The sequence below is a fragment of the Nocardia sp. NPDC003183 genome, from assembly GCF_053590715.1.
This window is the reverse complement of sequence record NZ_JBSFTG010000009.1, coordinates 171,185-187,306: the sequence shown is the minus strand read 5'-3', so window position 1 is coordinate 187,306 and position 16,122 is coordinate 171,185. Positions and strand designations below refer to the sequence as shown.

Below are 16,122 nucleotides of genomic sequence, written 5' to 3'. Positions count from 1 at the left end.
CAATATGCCATATGTCGTTACCCAGTCATGCTGTAGTGACGCCTCGTGCGTCTACGCATGCCCGGTCAACTGTATTCATCCCACCCCGGATGAGCCGGATTTCCGTACCGCAGAGATGCTCTACGTCGATCCGGCGGCCTGCGTGGACTGTGGTGCCTGCGCCACCGCATGCCCCGTCGATGCCATCACCTCGTCGAAGAAGCTGACCGACGAGCAGAAGCCGTTCATCGAGATCAACGCCGACTTCTACCGCGTGCAGCGGGATCGGCCGACGTTGGCTGCGCCGGTGATGCCGCCCGCGATCGACACGCAGCGCTCCCCGCTGCGCGTCGCCATCGTGGGATCGGGTCCCTCGGCGATGTACGCCGCCGACGAACTGCTCACCCAGCCCGGTGTCGCGGTCACGATGTTCGACCGCCTGCCGCAGGCCTACGGGCTGGCGCGCCTGGGCGTCGCGCCCGATCACAAGCACACCCGTAAGGTCGCCGACCTGTTCGACATCATGTCGAAGCAGGACGACTTCGGTACCTACCTCGATGTCGAGATCGGCAAGCACATCAGCCATGCCGAGCTGCTCGAGCACTTCCACGGCGTGATCTACGCCGTGGGCGCGTCCTCGGATCGCAAGCTGGACATTCCTGGCGAAGGCTTGGCGGGCAATGTGTCGGCCACCGACTTCGTCGCCTGGTACAACGGCCACCCCGACCACGCCGAGGACCGGTTCGACCTGAACCAGAAACGGGTCGTGATCGTCGGCAACGGCAACGTCGCGCTCGACGTCGCCCGCATCCTGACCGTGAATCCGGCGCTGCTCGCCGACACCGATATCGCGCCGTACGCGCTGAAGGCATTGCGCGAGAGCAAGATCGAAGAGGTCGTGATCCTGGGCCGTCGTGGTCCGGCCGAGTCGGCGTTCACGGTGCCCGAGTTCGTCGGCCTGCTGGCCGCCGATATCGACATCTCGATCGACGGCGAGCTGCCCGCGATCACGCCGGATCTGCCCTACAAGGTGGAGCAGAAGCTGCGCCTGCTGCACAGCGTCGCGAATCGCCCGTTCGGTGAGCGTAAGCGCATCGTGTTCCGCTACCTGTCCTCGCCGGTGGAGATCGTCGGCACCGACACGGTGACCGGGGTACGGGTGGAGCGCAACGAGCTCGTCGCCGATGCCGAAGGTCGCGTGGCCGCCACGCCGACCGGTGATACGACACTGCTCGAGGCCGGTGTCGTGCTCACCTCGGTCGGCTACCGAGGGGTGCCGACTGTGGATCTGCCGTTCGACGACGCTCGCGCGGTGATCCCGAACGACGCGGGCCGGGTGCTCACCGCACCCGGTGGTGAGGTCTTCCCCGGTACATATGTGACCGGCTGGATCAAGCGCGGCCCGACCGGTTTCATCGGGACCAACAAGTCGTGTGCGCAGGAGACCGTGCAGCAGCTCGCCGACGATTTCAACGGCGGCACGTTGCGCGAGCCCACCCGTGACGCGGCCGAGTTCGACCGACTCGTTCGCGCCCGTCGCCCGCAGGCGGTCGCCCGCGGGGCCGCGGTGCAGCGGGAACGTTCGGTGAAGCGGCTGTTCGCTCGCAGCTGATCGAAAAGCGAAGGCCCGCAACGTCACTGGGAGACGTTGCGGGCCTTTCGTGTGCGCCTACTGCGCGGTGAAGCCGCCGTCCGCGGCGATGGCCGCACCGGTGACGAACGACGCATCGCGGCTGAGCAGGAAGGCGCACACCGCGGCGACCTCGTCGGGTTGGGAGATCCGGCCCATCGGGTGCAGCGCCGCGATGGCGGCCTCTGCCTCGGGAGTCGCGCCCATCGAGGCGCGGAACGCCGGGGTGTCGACCGCACCGGAGATCAGCGCGTTGACCCGCACACCCGTCGCCGCGGTCTCGAGCGCCACCGACCGGGTGAGTCCGACGACGGCGTGCTTGGCGGCCACATACGGCGCCACGTGCGCCATGCCGACCACTCCGAGGTTGGAGGCGTTGTTCAGGATCGCGCCGCCGCCGGAGGCGGTGATGGCCGGAACCTGGTGGCGCAGACCGTAGAAGACGCCGTCGAGGTTCAGATCCAGGTCGGCGCGCCAGGACGTGGTATCGATCTCGGCGATCGGCCCGAAGGCGTTCACCGCGCCCGCGTTGTTGAACGCCGCGTCGAGGCGGCCGTACTCGGTGAGCGCGGCCTGGGTGAGTCGTTCGACATCGGCATCGACGGTGACATCGGTCGCGACGAACAGCGCGCGGCCGCCCGTCGCCCTGATCTGCTCGGCGACCTGCTCGCCCTGGTCCTTGCCGCGGGAGCCGAGAACCACGGCGGCTCCCTCGGACGCGACTCGCAGTGCGACCGCCTTGCCGATGCCGGAGCCGGCGCCGGTGATGAGTACGACCTGGTCGGCGAATCGAGTGGACATGCGTAGTGCCTTCTTTCCCTTGGTTTTTCGAACATCGGGTCGGTGTCTCTCCGTCCTTTCAGTCAACCGGCGCGCGCAGGGTCGTGCTGGCGGGATTCGGTCGCTGCATTGACGTGTCACTGAAAGTGGGCCGACTTCGAAATGAGGGAATGTAATTCGCCGCCAGTGAAATCGCGTTGGTAGTAAATGAATTGGTTACCGGTCGGTAAGTGTGCTGAATGTGCGGGATAACAAACTTGAAGAATGTATTCAATGGGCGCTCTGTCCGATTACTCGCAGGTAGCTGCTTCTCGGAGTCTGTGAATCGCGGGGAGGGCGTTCAGGGGGGTGGATATGTTGGCTTCAACGATCTCACCTGCATGAATCGCCTTGTGGTGGCGCATGGTTGCGGTTTCCGTATCAATCCGGCAGCAATTCGCGGACGTGCCAGTTAATCTAGGCGAGCTGTTTGGAAGACGACCGCGGCCACATGGTGCGCTCGCGTGCTGGACGTGGTCACGGTGCGTTGACGGGATAGCAAAAACATGACCAGAGGTCTGGGCTTGAGTATCGGTGCGGTCAATGCGATTTCGGCGGTAGTCGCCGACGATCCGGCCAAACCGGCGGTGCGAACACGACGCACCGCACTGACATTCGACGACGCGGGCAGGCCCCGTATCGGCGCGATCAACGAATTCGCCTCGGCGATCACGGATTTCGCGGATCTCACGCGCGAGCCCGAGCCGATGGTGATGGGTGGACGGTTCTACTCGGCGACCAACCTGATCGCCGCGGTGGTCACCGGTCTGATCGAGCTGGCCGAACCGCCCGCCGGGATCGTGTTGACCTATCCGGCGGTCTATACCGACAAACAGGTCTCGTTACTCGGCCAGGCGCTGCATCTCGCGGGCGCCGGTGAGGTCCTGTTGGTGCCGGAACCGGTCGCCGCCGCGGAATGGCTCGAGGTCGATCGCGGCCCACTGGAGCCGGGCTTCGTGCTCGTCTACGACCTGGGCGCCACCAGCCTCGACCTCACCGTGCTGCGTGTCGGTCCCGACTGGCCGCACCACCCGATGGTCGGGACTCCCACGCGGTCCATCGATTTCGGTGGCAAGCCGCTCGGCGAGATGGTCGCTCGCTACGCGGGCGACCCGGGTCCGGGCCGCGCGACCCAGACCCTCACCTCCATGGTGAACATCGACGCGCTGCGCGCCGAGCACATCCGCGACACCTTCCCGCTGGTCAGCAAGAGCGTGTCCGCGGCGGGGCTGCGGCTCGCGGACCTGTCGCGCATTCTCGTTGTCGGCGGTGCCTCGCGTCCGCCCGAAGTCGCCCGCACCCTCGCCGAACTCGGCGTTCCGCTCGTCACCGTCGCCGACCCCGGCCAGGTGATCGCCTCGGGCGCGGCGGGTTTGGCGGCTCGCACCTTCGCGCCGGAGCAGCAAACCGGTGGCCCGGTGCCGCACGTTGCGGTGTTCTCGAGCGCGGCAGTCGTTTCCGCGCTCGCCATGTCGGCGATGACCGTGTTCGGCAGCCCCTTCGACCCCGGCCTGATGCCGGTTCTCGACCGGTTCCCGGTGCTGGGCGCTCCCGCCGACGCGTTGCTCTACGACATGAGTGCCGACCTCCTCGCCGCCCGAACCGCAGGTCTGGTCAGCGATGTCGACCCGCTCAACGGCCGCATCCGGGTGGCGGGCATAGCCGCAGCCCGCAGCGCCTACGAGAACTTCATCGCCCCCGCGACCGCGCCCGGCGGCACATCACGCCCCGGCGGCAGCGCCGACCGCGGCGCCCCCGGCCGCCCGGACGTCAGCAACGACTGCAAGTCGCCGGTCCTCGCCCGTACCACCTACGGTGACCCGGCCCGCTTCATCAACCCCTTACCGTTCGGCCAACAGGCCGCCCAGCCCCAGAACACGCCGACCAACCCCGGCACCCCCGAACTTCCCCACAGCGGCCCGGTCTCGAGCCCTGGCACTCCTGCGGTGCCGGGCACTCCGACCTCGCCCGGCACTGTTCCCGCCGTAGGTAACGCGCCGTCGCCGGGTACGGCACCGACGGACGGCACGTCCACACCGACCGGTGGCACATCCACGCCGAGTACGGGCGGCGTGACGGTCGATGTCGGGGGATCGACCCCGGCCGGTGGAACCGGCACCGGCACAACACCTTCCAGCCCCGGCACCTCGACCGGCGGGACCGGTGGCACCACCTCGGGCGGAACGCCGACCGGCGGTACGACCGACGGGGATACCACAGGCGGCGCGACCGGTGGCGGAACATCGAGCGGCACAGGAACTTCCGGTGGCTCGACCGGCGGCGGGGCGTCTGATGGCGGTGCATCGAACGGCGGCGGCACCGGCGGTGGTGGTGCATCTGGTGGTGGATCCGACGGTGGTGCGTCCGGTGGCGGTGCCTCAGGCGGCGGCGCGTCAGGCGGTGGTGCGTCCGGTGGTGGTGCGTCCAGTGGTGGTGGATCCGACGGTGGTGCGTCCGGTGGTGGTGCGTCCGGTGGCGGCGCGTCAGGCGGTGGTGCGTCCGGTGGCGGTGCGTCCGGTGGTGGTGCGTCAGGCGGTGGTGGCGCGTCCGGTGGTGGTGCGTCCAGTGGTGGTGCGTCAGGCGGTGGCGTGTCAGGTGGTGCGTCCTCCGGCGGCGGATCCGACAGCGGTGTGTCCTCCGGTGGTGCGGCATCAGGTGGTGCGTCTTCAGGGGGTGCGTCCTCCGGCGGCGCTTCCTCGGGAGGCTCCAAAGGTGGCGCATCGGCAGGTGGCTCCACCGGTGGCGGCGGTGGCGGCGGTGGCGGTGGCGGCTCACGCCGCTGACCATGGGTCACGCCCGTTGCAGCCGCCGCGGCATCAATGTTCTTGCTACTGACAGGTCGGCCTTGCCTCGCCGGTGGGATGAACATCCGATCGGCGAACGAGGTCGGGCGCGAGAACGGGAACTCTAGGGCTTCGTTGTAGGCGACATCGACGTTGTAGGCGACATCGACGAATGCACTCCGCACGTGAAGAGTTCGACGTCATCATCGCTGGAGAACGCCCGGGAGTGCTGAGTGTCCTCGAACACGCAGTGCACGAGCGCGCCACCGCCGACGAGCTCTTCCTCCGACGGCTCCGGCTCTCGCTGCTGATCGGCTGACGCGCCTGCGTAGCCCGGCCGCGGTATCACGTCCATGTCGCGGGGCTCGCTGCGACATGGACGGGTGTGCCACGAGAGTCGCTCTCGCGGTCCGCAGCCACGGCGATGCGTTCGCGCGGCCGGTCGTTGGAGCGCTGGTAGTGAAACCGGGGTGGGTTGTCGGTGGGTGCGGGCACAATAGGGCGGTGGGTTTAGCTGGGGGAGCGCCGAAGCTGATTGCGCTCGATGTGGATGGGACCCTGCTGGCGAAGGGGGTCGATATCAGCGCTCGGGTGGGGGCGGTGGTGCGAGCGGCGGTGTCGGCCGGCGCGCATGTGGTGGTGACCACCGGGCGAACGGTGCTCACCACACGTCCGGTGCTGAGCGAGCTCGGGCTCGCCGAGGGGCATGCGTTGTGTTCCAACGGTGCTGTGCACATCGATGTGGCGCGTGGCGAGCCGGTCGCGGTCCAGTCGTTCGATCCGGGACCTGCCGTACTCGCGCTGCGCGCACTGTTCCCAGCGATGATCTTTGCCGCGGAACAGGTGGGCGTCGGTACCTGGGCGACGGGGCACGGGCCGGGGGAGTTCTCGATCGGCGACTTCCGATTGGTCGACCACCGCACACTGAGCAGTGTGCCGACCCCGCGCCTCAACGGCTGGTGGCCCGACGGCAGCCCCGACGAAATGCTGCGCCTCCTACAGGAATTCGATGTGCCCGATGCCTCCTGGGTGCACGGCGAGTACGGTCCGTGGCTCACGGTCTCCCGGCGAGGTGTGTCCAAAGGCTGGGCACTGGAACGACTTCGGCTCCTCCTCGGCGTAGAGGCCGATGCGACTCTGGCCATCGGCGACGGTTTCAACGACCGGGAGATGTTGCGCTGGGCGGCACATTCGGTAGCGATGGCAGGCTCGCCCGACGCGGTGCTCGCCCTCGCCGACGAGGTGACCGGAGACGTCAGCGAGGACGGAGTGGCCACCGTCCTCGAGCGCTGGTTCGCCTGAGCACCGCGGTTGTCGCCACCGGCGCCACAGCCTGAACGCGGGACCTAGGTCGGCATCGACGCGGTCATCGCCACATAGTGGGGGTTCGCCATGATCCCGAGCACATTGCCGAACGGATCCAGCACCGCCGCGGTCGCGAACCCGGCTCCTTCGCCGCGTTCGGTGATCGGCTCGTACTCGGTGGCGCCGAGCTCGAGCAACCGGGCGAAGGTGGCCGCGAGGTCGTCCACCTGCCAGAACACGACTCCGCCTCCACCCGGTGCATTGCGTGCGCCTGCCGGGGCATACGCGCGGTTGATGATGCCCAGCTCGGCTTGCAACGGCCCGAGCCGAAACTCGTAGTACCCGCCGGGTACCTCGTAATACGGCGCGATGCCGAGGAATTCGCTGTACCAGTCCTTGGCGGCGGTGAGGTCGTCGGCGTAGTAGGTGGTGGTGGCCATTCCGCGCAGCATGTCTGCTCCATTCGGTTGTCGCTTCGGTGTGACAACGACCTTGCCAGCCAAAGTGCTCACCGAATGAGCACTTTGGCTGGCAGAATTGCCGAGTGTGCGAGCGGACAGATTGGTAGCCACCCTGTTGTTGATGCAGGCACGCGGGCGGGTGACGGCCGCGGAGGTCGCGGCCGAGCTCGAAGTCTCGGTGGCGACGGCCCGCCGTGACCTGGAGGCTTTGTCGGCCGCGGGCATCCCGGTCTATCCGCAATCGGGTCGCGGGGGCGGTTGGTCGCTGATCGGCGGCGCCCGCACAGACCTGTCAGGGCTGACGGCGGGGGAGACCAGGGCGCTGTTCCTGCTCGCGGGTCCGGCGGCCCAGGCCGCCCCCGAACTGAAGTCGGCCCTTCGCAAACTGGTCCGCGCCCTGCCGCACACTTTCCGCGCCGATGCGGCCGCCGCGGCCGATGCGGTTGTGGTCGATCCGGCGCGGTGGGGTCGCCCCGATCCTCGAGCACCCGCGGTGCTCGACACGCTGCGCCGCTCGGTGGTGGATCGCCGCCGCGTGCGTATCGAATACCTGCGCCAGGGGGAACGCACGGTCCGCACGATCGATCCGTGGGGCCTGGTCGAGAAGGAGACGGTCTGGTATCTCATCGCGGGCACCGACCGCGGGCAGCGAACCTTCCGCCTCGACCGGATCGCCGACGCCATCACGCTCGACGAAACAGCCGACCGACCAGCGGATTTCGATCTCCCCGCGGAATGGGCGCAGATCGTCGAGCAGATGGAGGGGCGGCGCGCCGCCGTTTCCGCGACGGTTCTCGTCTCCACCGAGCTCGCCCCGATCCTGGCCGATCAGCAGGGCCGCAACTGCACTCTGCTCGGCCCGGCACCCGACGGTCGGGTACGAGCACAGATCTCCGCCGATACCGCGAACATGGTCGCCCGGCAGCTGGCGGGCTGGGGCGGCGACGTGGAGGTGGTCGGTCCTGCCGAGGTGAGATCCGAACTGGTCGCACTCGGTACTCGATTGGTGCACGACAACAGGTGAGCGACGCATCGGCGCACAGGCCGTTGCCGGCTGAGGTCTGTGCGGGGCGATCCTGCTGCGACCGCCCCGCCGCCACTACGACCTGTCGATGAGCGAGGCCAGCGACCTGACCACCTCACCGGCCACCACCGCGTGCCCACTCGTGGTGAAGTGGATGAGGTCCGCGCTCATCAACTCGGGTCTCGACCGCAGCGGATGGTTCCAGAATTCGGTGAGCACCGCATCGAATTCGGCGGCCACCGCCCGCACCACCTCGTTGAACGCGATCATCTGCGGCCGCATGGCTCGCATCGGGGCCATCCGCTCGACCGACCACACGTCGGCCACGGTGAAAATCGACAGCTGTGCCCCGGTGGCGGCCAGCGCGGTGAGGATCGTCGACAGATTCGTGCGCAGTTGATCGATGTCACCGCCCGCGGTGAACAGGTCGTTGCCGCCGCAGCTGAGGTGCACGAGATCCGGTGCGAACTCCAGGATTTCGGCGAGCTGGCGGTCGATGACCTGACCGCTGGTCGCGCCGATCCGGCCCGTATTGCGATAGGCCAGTGTGGAATTCACCAACGTGAGGTGTGCCGCGACCCGATCGGCCCAGCCGGTGGGAGCGTATCCGGGACTGGGGTCACCCGTCCCCGCGGCGATCGAATCGCCGAGCACCGCGAAACGCTGCCACGGCGCCCCCGCGAGCAGTGCGGCGGCCTGCTCCGGTGCCAGTACCAGTGGATCATCGGCCTCGGCGGAGAACTGCACGGAGAGCGGTGTGCTGGAAGACATGTCGATCTCCTCTGGTTCAGTCGGTCGAACGAGCCCGCGACGGCGCGGCGAGCAGCAGGGCGACAGCGAGGTTGATGGCCGCGCACACGGCGAACAGCAGGTGGAAGCCGCGAAGTGGGTCGTCGGAGGTCGCCGAGAAGATGGCCGCCAGGACGGCGATGCCGAGTGCTCCGCCCACCTGCCGGGCGGTGACGTTCATTCCGATGCCCGCCGCGAACTGTTGCGGTGGAACAGAACTCGCTGCCGCGGTGCCGAACACCGTGACGACGATGCCGATCCCGCCGCCGCCGAGCACGCCCGCCGGAATCCACGCTGTCCACAGCGCGGGTTCGGGCCCGAAGGCGTCGGTGCTCATCCAGACCAGCGCGGCTGTCGACATCAGCGCACCGAGCACACCTACCCACCGCTGGCCTGCCGGTGTCGTAATCCGCCCGGTGACAACGGCGGTCACCATCGAGGCCACCGCGCCGACGGTCAGCGCCGCCGCCGATTCGAGGACGGAGTAGCCCCAGATGGCAGCGAGGAACAGCGGACCGGCCAGCAGCCAGGCGAACATCGAGGCGCCGAACAGGAACGAACCCGCATTCGCCACGGCGAATTGCCGATCACGCCACAGTGACACGGCGACAGCGGGATTGGCGTGCCGACGGGAGCGAAGCAGCGCGAACGTGGTCAGCGCGAGACCGCCGAGCAAGGCGACGAGTGTGCCGGGTGCGGTCCACCCCCACGACTGGCCTTCGGTGACGGCCGCGACGATCGCACCGAGCCCGATCGCGACGGCGAGCGTGCCGAGCGGATCGGGCAGCGTCGTCTCGCGGGAGCCCTGGTCGCCGCCGGGCAGCCGCAGCCCCGGCACGATCAGCGCCAACGCGATCGGCACATTGATCAGGAACACCGCGCGCCAGCCGAACGCCTCGACCAACGCGCCACCCAGCGCCGGGCCGACCACCGCCGCGAAACCACCGGCGGCCGACCAGGCGCCGATGGCGGCGCCGATCTTCGCTCGTGGCGTGGCCTCCAGGACCAGCCCGAGTGCCGCGGGCACCATGAACGCCGCCGCGATGCCCTGCAGGACCCGTCCGGCGATGAGCCAGCCCGCGCCGGGCGCCAGCCCGCACAGCAGCGAGGTGATGGCGAATCCGGCCAGTGCCAGCGCGAACAGGCGACGGCGACCCAGTGCGTCGGCGATGCGCCCGGCCGGGGTGAGCAGCGCCGCGAACGCGATCGCGTAGCCGCTGACGATCCAGGTCAGCGTCCCGGTGGGGGTGCCGGGATAGCTCAGGGCGATCGTCGGGAACGCGATGTTGACGACCGAGAGGTCGAGGAAGGCGATGAATGCCGCGCCCGAGGCGACGGCGAGGGTGCGGCCCGCGGCGCTGCTGTCGGGAGTAGCTGTGCTGAGCGGATCTTCGGGCCGAGCTGTCACGTCGGTCATGCGGAGTCCTTCGAGGGGGAGAATAAGAACGTACGATCGTTCGTAAATAAAAGTACGACCGATCGTTCGCCTTCGCAACCCCGCAGTGGAACAATGATGCACATGACCCAGTTGTCGGAACCGAGCGATCAGCGGTTGGCCAAGGGCGCCCGTGCGCGCGCCACCATCGCCCGGCGCGCCGCCGAACTCGCCTCTGTCGAGGGTCTCGACGGCCTCAGCATCGGCCGGCTCGCCACCGACCTCGGCATCAGCAAGAGCGGCATCGCCACCCTCTTCGGTACCAAAGAGGCGCTCCAACTCGCCGCCGTTCAGGCGGGCCGTGACATCTTCATCGAACGAGTCATCGCCCCCGGCCTGCGCGCGCCACGCGGTGGAACCCGGGTTCGCGCGCTGATCGACGGCTGGTTCGCGCACATCGAGAATCCGCCCTTCCCCGGCGGCTGCTTCCGGGTGGCCACCCTCACCGAATTCAGCAGCAAGCCCGGTCCCGTGCGCGACGCCGTCGTCGCCGACCACGACTACTGGCTGTCCTTCCTGGCCGGTGAGGTCCGGAAGGCTCAGGCCATGGGCGAACTCGTCGACGTCGACCCCGATCTGCTGGTCTTCGAACTGGACGCGATCGTGAGCGCCGCCAATGTCGCTCGCCAGACCGGTGATTCGGCTCGTGTGGAAGCGGCCCGCACCATCGCGACCCGCTTGTTGTCGGACGCGCCGAGTCGAACGTAGCCGACCGAGTTCGCGGATGTGCTCTGCCCTGACACGGCAACAGTCGCCGTGTCAGGGAGTCGTGATCTCCAGAGTGGTGAGGGTGAATGCGGCTGTCCGGACGACATCGTTGTGCTGGAAGTCCAGGAACAGGCGGTAGGTCCCGGGGCCCGGAACCGCCGTGTGGAAGGTGACTTCGGGACCCGAAGGCGTGATTCCGTCGCCGGGTTCGCCGTTGGGGTGGACGTGGACGTACGCGAGGTCTCCCGCGCGCAGGATGACGAGGTGGCCGAAAGCCGCCAGGTACGGCTGCAGATCTGTCACCGGCTCGCCGTCTTTGCGCACGGTGAGCGTCAGTAGATCGCCCTCGGCGCGCAACTCACCGGCCACTGTCACCTGATAGCCGTCGACCTCGGTGGTGCGGTTCACCACCGGAACCGGCTGTGGTGCATAGTGTCCCGCGATCGCCAGATCGGCGCCGAGGGTGATGGTGCGGCCGAGTGCGCGCGGTGCGATATCGGTGAACACCCGATAAGCCCCGGCTTCGGGGAGGTCCAGCTGGATCACCCAGGTGCCGTCCGCTTCCCGTCGCGGGTGTACATGCCAGAACCCGGTCAGCTCGCGACGCGCCACGATCAGGTGCAGTTCGCGATCGTGAATCGCGTCGAACTCGGTCACTGCCGACCCGTCCGGGCCGAGAATCCGGAATCGGAAGTCGATCTTGCCGGGCTCGGCGATCGTGGTGTCGAGGTCGAGGGTGTACCCGTCCTGCGTAATCCGCAGGCCCCCGGGCAGGCCCGCATCGTGCCCGGCTGCGTGTGTGTCGTGTCCGGCGTGAGTGCCACCGCCGTGCTCGGAGTGGGCCTCGTGTCCTTCATGGGCGCCACCCTGCGGCGCGTGACCGTTGTGCGGGGCGTGCGCACCGCCGCCGTGTTCGGCGTGTCCGCCGTGCGCGGTGCTCTGTTCGACGCGGCCGGGCTGGGCCGCGGCGTTGACGTGTGCGGTGTGTCCGGCGTGGGCGTTGGTGGTCATCGTTTCGCCTCTCTCAGTTCGCTGTGCGTTGATACGAACATATACCCCTAGGGGGTATGCCGTAAAGAGTGGAATGCGTGTGAGCTGCGCCACCGTGGATGCCGAGTCCGGTTGTGCCGAGAGCCGCACCAGTAGACGCGATACAGGCGAACTTCTGGCCGTAGAGGTGACGGCGACGTCGATCCGAAGTGAAGGCGCGGATCGTCGCGGGTGCGGATGTGGGCAGCGCGAACCTCGCGCTCGCGTCCCGAACCGGTCGGAGTGGGCTCGGGCCGAATCGAGGGCAGCGCGACGGGTTACCCCGTTCGGGGCGGGACCAAGCGGCCCGGATCTGGTCGGATCAGGCCGAGAGTACGAGCTCGGTGGCGACGGAAGTGTCGTATCGAGCCCAGATCACGTCGACCAGCGCGGAGTGTGCTCCGATCACGTCGGCATGCACGACCTCGGGCGCGGCCGCGACCAGCCGGTCGGTGAGCAGCCCCGGCGCCAGAAACCACGGCGCGACGACGATGCGTTCGGCGCCGCGGGCGCGCAGCTGATCCACCACCAGATCGACACTGGGTTCGACTGTCGCGAAGCACATTTCAGTAGGGCAGCCGGTCACCGCCGCCAGTCGTCGAGATACCACCGCGGTCCGCCGATTGGCCGCGGCGTCGCGCGAACCGACCGCGGCGACGGCGATTCCGACCGGAGCATCACTCAACGGATCTGTTGTGGCAGCGAGCGCACCCGGAAAGGCTGGGACCAACGGTGTGACCAGGGTGGGGAGCAGGGGGAGGTGGCACGAGAGTGCGACTCGGTCGGCCACCGCGGCGATGAGCAGCGGATCGGGGCCGAGTACCGCCGCCTGGGTGAGTTGCAGCCGGGGATGACGGCGGCCTGCCTCGGCCAGTAGCGCCGGAAGGTCGACCCGCGCGTGAAAAGCGTTGCCCAGCAGGAGCGGAACGACGATCACGTCGGTGTGCCCCTGGGTGGCGAGGTCGTCGACCACCTCGTCCACCGAGGGCGTGCTGAGATCCAGAAAAGCCAGCCGGACCGGGATATCGGGCCGGGCAGCGGCAACGTCGGCGACCACGGCCGCCATGGTCGCCGCCGAACGCGGATCGCGGCTGCCATGGGCAACCGCGATCAACGCGGGCCCGCCCGCGCCGCGCGGCACCGCAACGGCACCACGCGGCGGAGCGGGCAGGCGATACATCAGACCGCGGTACCGACCTCGACCGAGGTCAGCACGTCGCCGACCAGGCCGGCCGCGAGCGTGTTGCCACCGGCGGGGTCGATCAGCAGGAACGACCCGGTGTGCCGGTTGGTGCGGTAGTCGTCGGCCGGGATCGGCTCGGCCAAGCGCAGCGAGACGCGACCGATGTCGTTGAGCTCCAACGACTCCGGGCCCGCCTGTGCGGTGAGCGTCTGCTCGTCGAACCGCTCCACGAGCGCGCCGACGATGGCCTGGGTGGTCTTGGCGCCGTGCTTGAGCAGCAGCCGGGCGCCAGGACGCAGACCCTTGTCGCCGAGCCAGCACACGGTCGCGTCGAAGGTGTCGATCGACTCCGGCGCGTCGTGCACCGAGGCGATGATGTCGCCGCGTGAGATGTCGACCTCGTCGGCCAGGATCAGCGTCACGCTGCGCCCGACCTGCGCCACGGCCAGTTCGCCGTCCGGGGTGTCGATGCGCTCGACGGTGGTCTTCTTACCCGAGGGCAGCACCACGATCTCGTCGCCGGGTGACACCGAACCGGCCGCGATCTGACCCGCGTAACCCCGGTAGTCGGGGTATTCGGCCGTGCGCGGACGGATCACGTACTGCACCGGGAAACGCAGACCCAGCGCGTGCGTACCAGTCGAATCAGCGTCCACCGGAACGGACTCCAGGTGCTCGATCAGCGACGGGCCGTCGTAGTACGGGGTGTTCTCGGAGCGGCTGGCGATGTTGTCGCCGTGCAGCGCCGAGACCGGGATCTCGATGACGTCCTCGGTGGCCCAGCCCAGCTTCGAGGTGAGCTCGTTGAACTCGGCGGAGATCTCGGCGAACACCTCGGCCGGGTTGTCGACGAGGTCGATCTTGTTCACCGCGAGCACCAGACGCGGCACACCGAGCAGTGCCAGCACGGCCGCATGGCGACGGGTCTGCTCGATGACGCCCTTGCGTGCGTCGGTCAGCAGGATCACCAGCTGCGCCGTGGACGCGCCCGACACCGTGTTGCGGGTGTACTGCACGTGCCCCGGCGTATCGGCCAGCACGAAAGACCGCTTGGGCGTGGCGAAGTAGCGGTACGCCACGTCGATGGTGATGCCCTGCTCACGCTCGGCGCGCAGGCCGTCGACGAGCAGCGACAGGTCCGGCGTGGACAGTCCACGGTCGACCGAGGCGCGGGTGACCGCGTCGATCTGATCGGCCAGCACGGACTTCGTGTCGTAGAGCAGCCGTCCGACCAGCGTGGACTTGCCATCGTCGACAGAACCGGCGGTGGCCAGCCTCAATAGGTCGGACATCAGAAATAACCCTCTCGCTTGCGGTCTTCCATGGCGGCTTCGGACACACGGTCGTCGCCACGCGTAGCGCCACGTTCGGTCAGTCGTGACGCCGCGACCTCGGCCAGGATGGCCTGGTTGTCGGCGGCGTCGGAGATGATGGCGCCGGTGGTGGAGCCGTCGCCGACGGTGCGGTAGCGCACCGAACGGGTCTCGAGGACCTCGTTCTCGTTCGGGCCGCCCCACACGCCGGGCGTCATCCACATGCCGTCACGGGAGTACACCGGACGCTCGTGCGCGTAGTAGATCGACGCCAGGTCGATGTCCTCGCGGGCGATGTAGCGCCAGATATCGAGCTCGGTCCAGTTGCTCAGCGGGAACACGCGCACGTGCTCACCCGGCGCGTGCTTGCCGTTGTAGAGGTTCCACAGCTCGGGGCGCTGACGCTTCGGATCCCACTGCCCGAAGGCGTTGCGCAGCGAGAAGATCCGCTCCTTGGCGCGCGAGCGCTCCTCGTCGCGACGACCGCCGCCGAAGACCGCGTCGAAGCGGTGCTCGGTGATGGCGTCGAGCAGCGGCACGGTCTGCAACGGGTTGCGGATACCGTCGGGACGCTCGGTCAGGCGGCCGTCGGCCAGGTACTCCTCGACCGAGGCCACGTGCAGGCGAAGGCCGTAGCGCTCGACCACTTTGTCGCGGAACTCGAGCACCTCGTCGAGGTTGTGGCCGGTGTCCACGTGCAGCAGCGTGAACGGCAGCGGCGCGGGCCAGAAGGCCTTGAGCGCCAGGTGCAGCAGGACGGTGGAGTCCTTGCCGCCGGAGAACAGGATCACGGGACGCTCGAATTCGCCCGCGACCTCACGGAAGATGTGGATCGCCTCGGATTCCAGCGCCGCGAGGGTGTCGAACTCGGACAGGCCGAGTTCGCGTTCGGTGGTGTTGGTACTCACAGGCTCACTCCCAGTGGTGGTGATGGTCATGATTGGTGCAATCCGCATTCGGTCTTGGCGATACCGGCCCAGCGGCCGCTGCGCGGATCGGACCCCGGCTCGGGCTTGCGCGTGCACGGCGCGCAGCCGATGGACGGGTAACCCTCCTCCACCAGGGGATTGACGAGAATGCCGTTGGCCTCGATGTAGGCCTGCATCTCGTCGTCGGACCACGGTGCGATCGGGTTGATCTTCACCAGGCCGAAGGCTTCGTCGAACGAGATCAGTGGCGCGTTGGCGCGGGTGGGCGCCTCGACGCGGCGGATGCCGGTGATCCACGCGTTGTAGCCGCTCAGCGACTTCTTCAGCGGGACCACCTTGCGCAGCCGGCAGCATTCGGCGGCGTCGCGGGCGAACAGATCCTTGCCGAGCAGTTCGTCCTGCTCGGTGACGCTCGCCTCGGGGCGCACGTTCACCACATTCACCCCGTACACGGCCTCGACCGCGTCGCGGGTGCCGATGGTCTCGGCGAAGTGGTAGCCGGTGTCGAGGAACAGCACGTCCACACCGGGACGGGTCTGCGCGGCCAGGTGGACCAGCACACCGTCCTGCATGTTCGAGGCGACGATGTAGCCGTTCCCGAAGTTGCGGTCGGTCCAGGCGATCAGGTCGGCGGGCGAGGCGTCGGGGCCCAGCTCCGCCGCACCCTGCTCGGCGAGCGCGCGCAATTCGGCTTCGGACAGTTTGGCCGCGAGATTCGTTGTCACAGTGGGGATC

At 68.4% G+C, this 16,122-nt stretch carries 15 protein-coding genes; 6 read left to right on the top strand and 9 right to left on the bottom strand.

The annotated features are described in order from the left end of the window. The first annotated feature begins 4 nt into the window (after positions 1–4). Positions 5–1,591, top strand: a complete 1,587-nt coding sequence (locus tag ACWDXS_RS24560; RefSeq protein WP_379311926.1) for an FAD-dependent oxidoreductase — start codon at positions 5–7, stop codon at positions 1,589–1,591. Positions 1,592–1,648: 57 nt separating this feature from the next. Here ACWDXS_RS24560 and ACWDXS_RS24555 read toward each other — a convergent pair whose 3' ends face one another. Then, on the bottom strand, positions 1,649–2,410 hold the full coding sequence (locus tag ACWDXS_RS24555; RefSeq protein WP_449969044.1) for a glucose 1-dehydrogenase: 762 nt from the start codon (positions 2,408–2,410) through the stop codon (positions 1,649–1,651). Between the two features lie 524 nt (positions 2,411–2,934). Between ACWDXS_RS24555 and ACWDXS_RS24550 the strand changes: the two genes are divergently transcribed. From ACWDXS_RS24550 to ACWDXS_RS24540, 3 genes are all read left to right on the top strand, one after another. Beyond that, the gene (locus tag ACWDXS_RS24550) at positions 2,935–5,211 is read left to right on the top strand and encodes an Hsp70 family protein (protein ID WP_449969041.1); all 2,277 of its coding nucleotides are present in this window, start codon (positions 2,935–2,937) and stop codon (positions 5,209–5,211) included. 172 nt (positions 5,212–5,383) lie between these two features. After that, entirely contained in the window at positions 5,384–5,530 is a 147-nt protein-coding gene (locus ACWDXS_RS24545) for a hypothetical protein (protein ID WP_378993825.1), read from the top strand. Positions 5,531–5,715: 185 nt separating this feature from the next. Next, positions 5,716–6,513: an HAD family hydrolase gene (locus ACWDXS_RS24540; protein ID WP_379311922.1), complete on the top strand. Its 798-nt coding sequence runs from the start codon at positions 5,716–5,718 to the stop codon at positions 6,511–6,513. Between the two features lie 44 nt (positions 6,514–6,557). On the opposite strand, the gene ACWDXS_RS24535 is transcribed toward ACWDXS_RS24540, so the two are convergent. Further along, a complete protein-coding gene (locus ACWDXS_RS24535; RefSeq protein WP_378993829.1) occupies positions 6,558–6,968 on the bottom strand; it encodes a VOC family protein in 411 nt (136 codons plus the stop codon). Positions 6,969–7,062: 94 nt separating this feature from the next. On the opposite strand from ACWDXS_RS24535, the gene ACWDXS_RS24530 reads away from it, so the two are divergent. Then, positions 7,063–8,001: a helix-turn-helix transcriptional regulator gene (locus ACWDXS_RS24530; protein ID WP_449969036.1), complete on the top strand. Its 939-nt coding sequence runs from the start codon at positions 7,063–7,065 to the stop codon at positions 7,999–8,001. Between the two features lie 75 nt (positions 8,002–8,076). Here the strand turns inward: ACWDXS_RS24530 and ACWDXS_RS24525 are convergent, their stop codons facing one another. Next, positions 8,077–8,772, bottom strand: a complete 696-nt coding sequence (locus ACWDXS_RS24525) for an SGNH/GDSL hydrolase family protein (protein WP_449969033.1) — start codon at positions 8,770–8,772, stop codon at positions 8,077–8,079. A 16-nt stretch (positions 8,773–8,788) separates the two neighbouring features. Beyond that, positions 8,789–10,207 carry an MFS transporter gene (locus ACWDXS_RS24520; RefSeq protein WP_449969030.1) on the bottom strand — a complete coding sequence of 473 codons (1,419 nt, stop codon included), beginning with the start codon at positions 10,205–10,207 and terminating at the stop codon, positions 8,789–8,791. Positions 10,208–10,309: 102 nt separating this feature from the next. Between ACWDXS_RS24520 and ACWDXS_RS24515 the strand changes: the two genes are divergently transcribed. Then, positions 10,310–10,933: a TetR/AcrR family transcriptional regulator gene (locus ACWDXS_RS24515; RefSeq protein WP_378993838.1), complete on the top strand. Its 624-nt coding sequence runs from the start codon at positions 10,310–10,312 to the stop codon at positions 10,931–10,933. Between the two features lie 51 nt (positions 10,934–10,984). Here the strand turns inward: ACWDXS_RS24515 and ACWDXS_RS24510 are convergent, their stop codons facing one another. The 5 genes from ACWDXS_RS24510 to ACWDXS_RS24490 all read right to left on the bottom strand — a co-directional run bounded on the left by ACWDXS_RS24510 (position 10,985) and on the right by ACWDXS_RS24490 (position 16,112). Further along, positions 10,985–11,944, bottom strand: coding sequence for a hypothetical protein (locus ACWDXS_RS24510; protein ID WP_449969026.1), 960 nt, complete (start codon positions 11,942–11,944; stop codon positions 10,985–10,987). Between the two features lie 340 nt (positions 11,945–12,284). Beyond that, entirely contained in the window at positions 12,285–13,142 is an 858-nt protein-coding gene (locus ACWDXS_RS24505) for a sirohydrochlorin chelatase (protein WP_449969023.1), read from the bottom strand. Further along, complete coding sequence (locus ACWDXS_RS24500; RefSeq protein WP_449969020.1) at positions 13,142–14,437, bottom strand: sulfate adenylyltransferase subunit 1; 1,296 nt, start codon at positions 14,435–14,437, stop codon at positions 13,142–13,144. Before ACWDXS_RS24500 ends, ACWDXS_RS24505 begins: the two co-directional genes overlap by 1 nt. Beyond that, positions 14,437–15,414 (bottom strand): sulfate adenylyltransferase subunit CysD, encoded by a 978-nt coding sequence (gene cysD / locus ACWDXS_RS24495; protein WP_378993846.1) that lies wholly within the window; start codon positions 15,412–15,414, stop codon positions 14,437–14,439. The genes ACWDXS_RS24500 and cysD overlap by 1 nt, the downstream gene beginning before the upstream one ends. Next, the gene (locus ACWDXS_RS24490) at positions 15,393–16,112 is read right to left on the bottom strand and encodes a phosphoadenylyl-sulfate reductase (protein WP_379311915.1); all 720 of its coding nucleotides are present in this window, start codon (positions 16,110–16,112) and stop codon (positions 15,393–15,395) included. Before ACWDXS_RS24490 ends, cysD begins: the two co-directional genes overlap by 22 nt. Positions 16,113–16,122 lie beyond the last annotated feature (10 nt).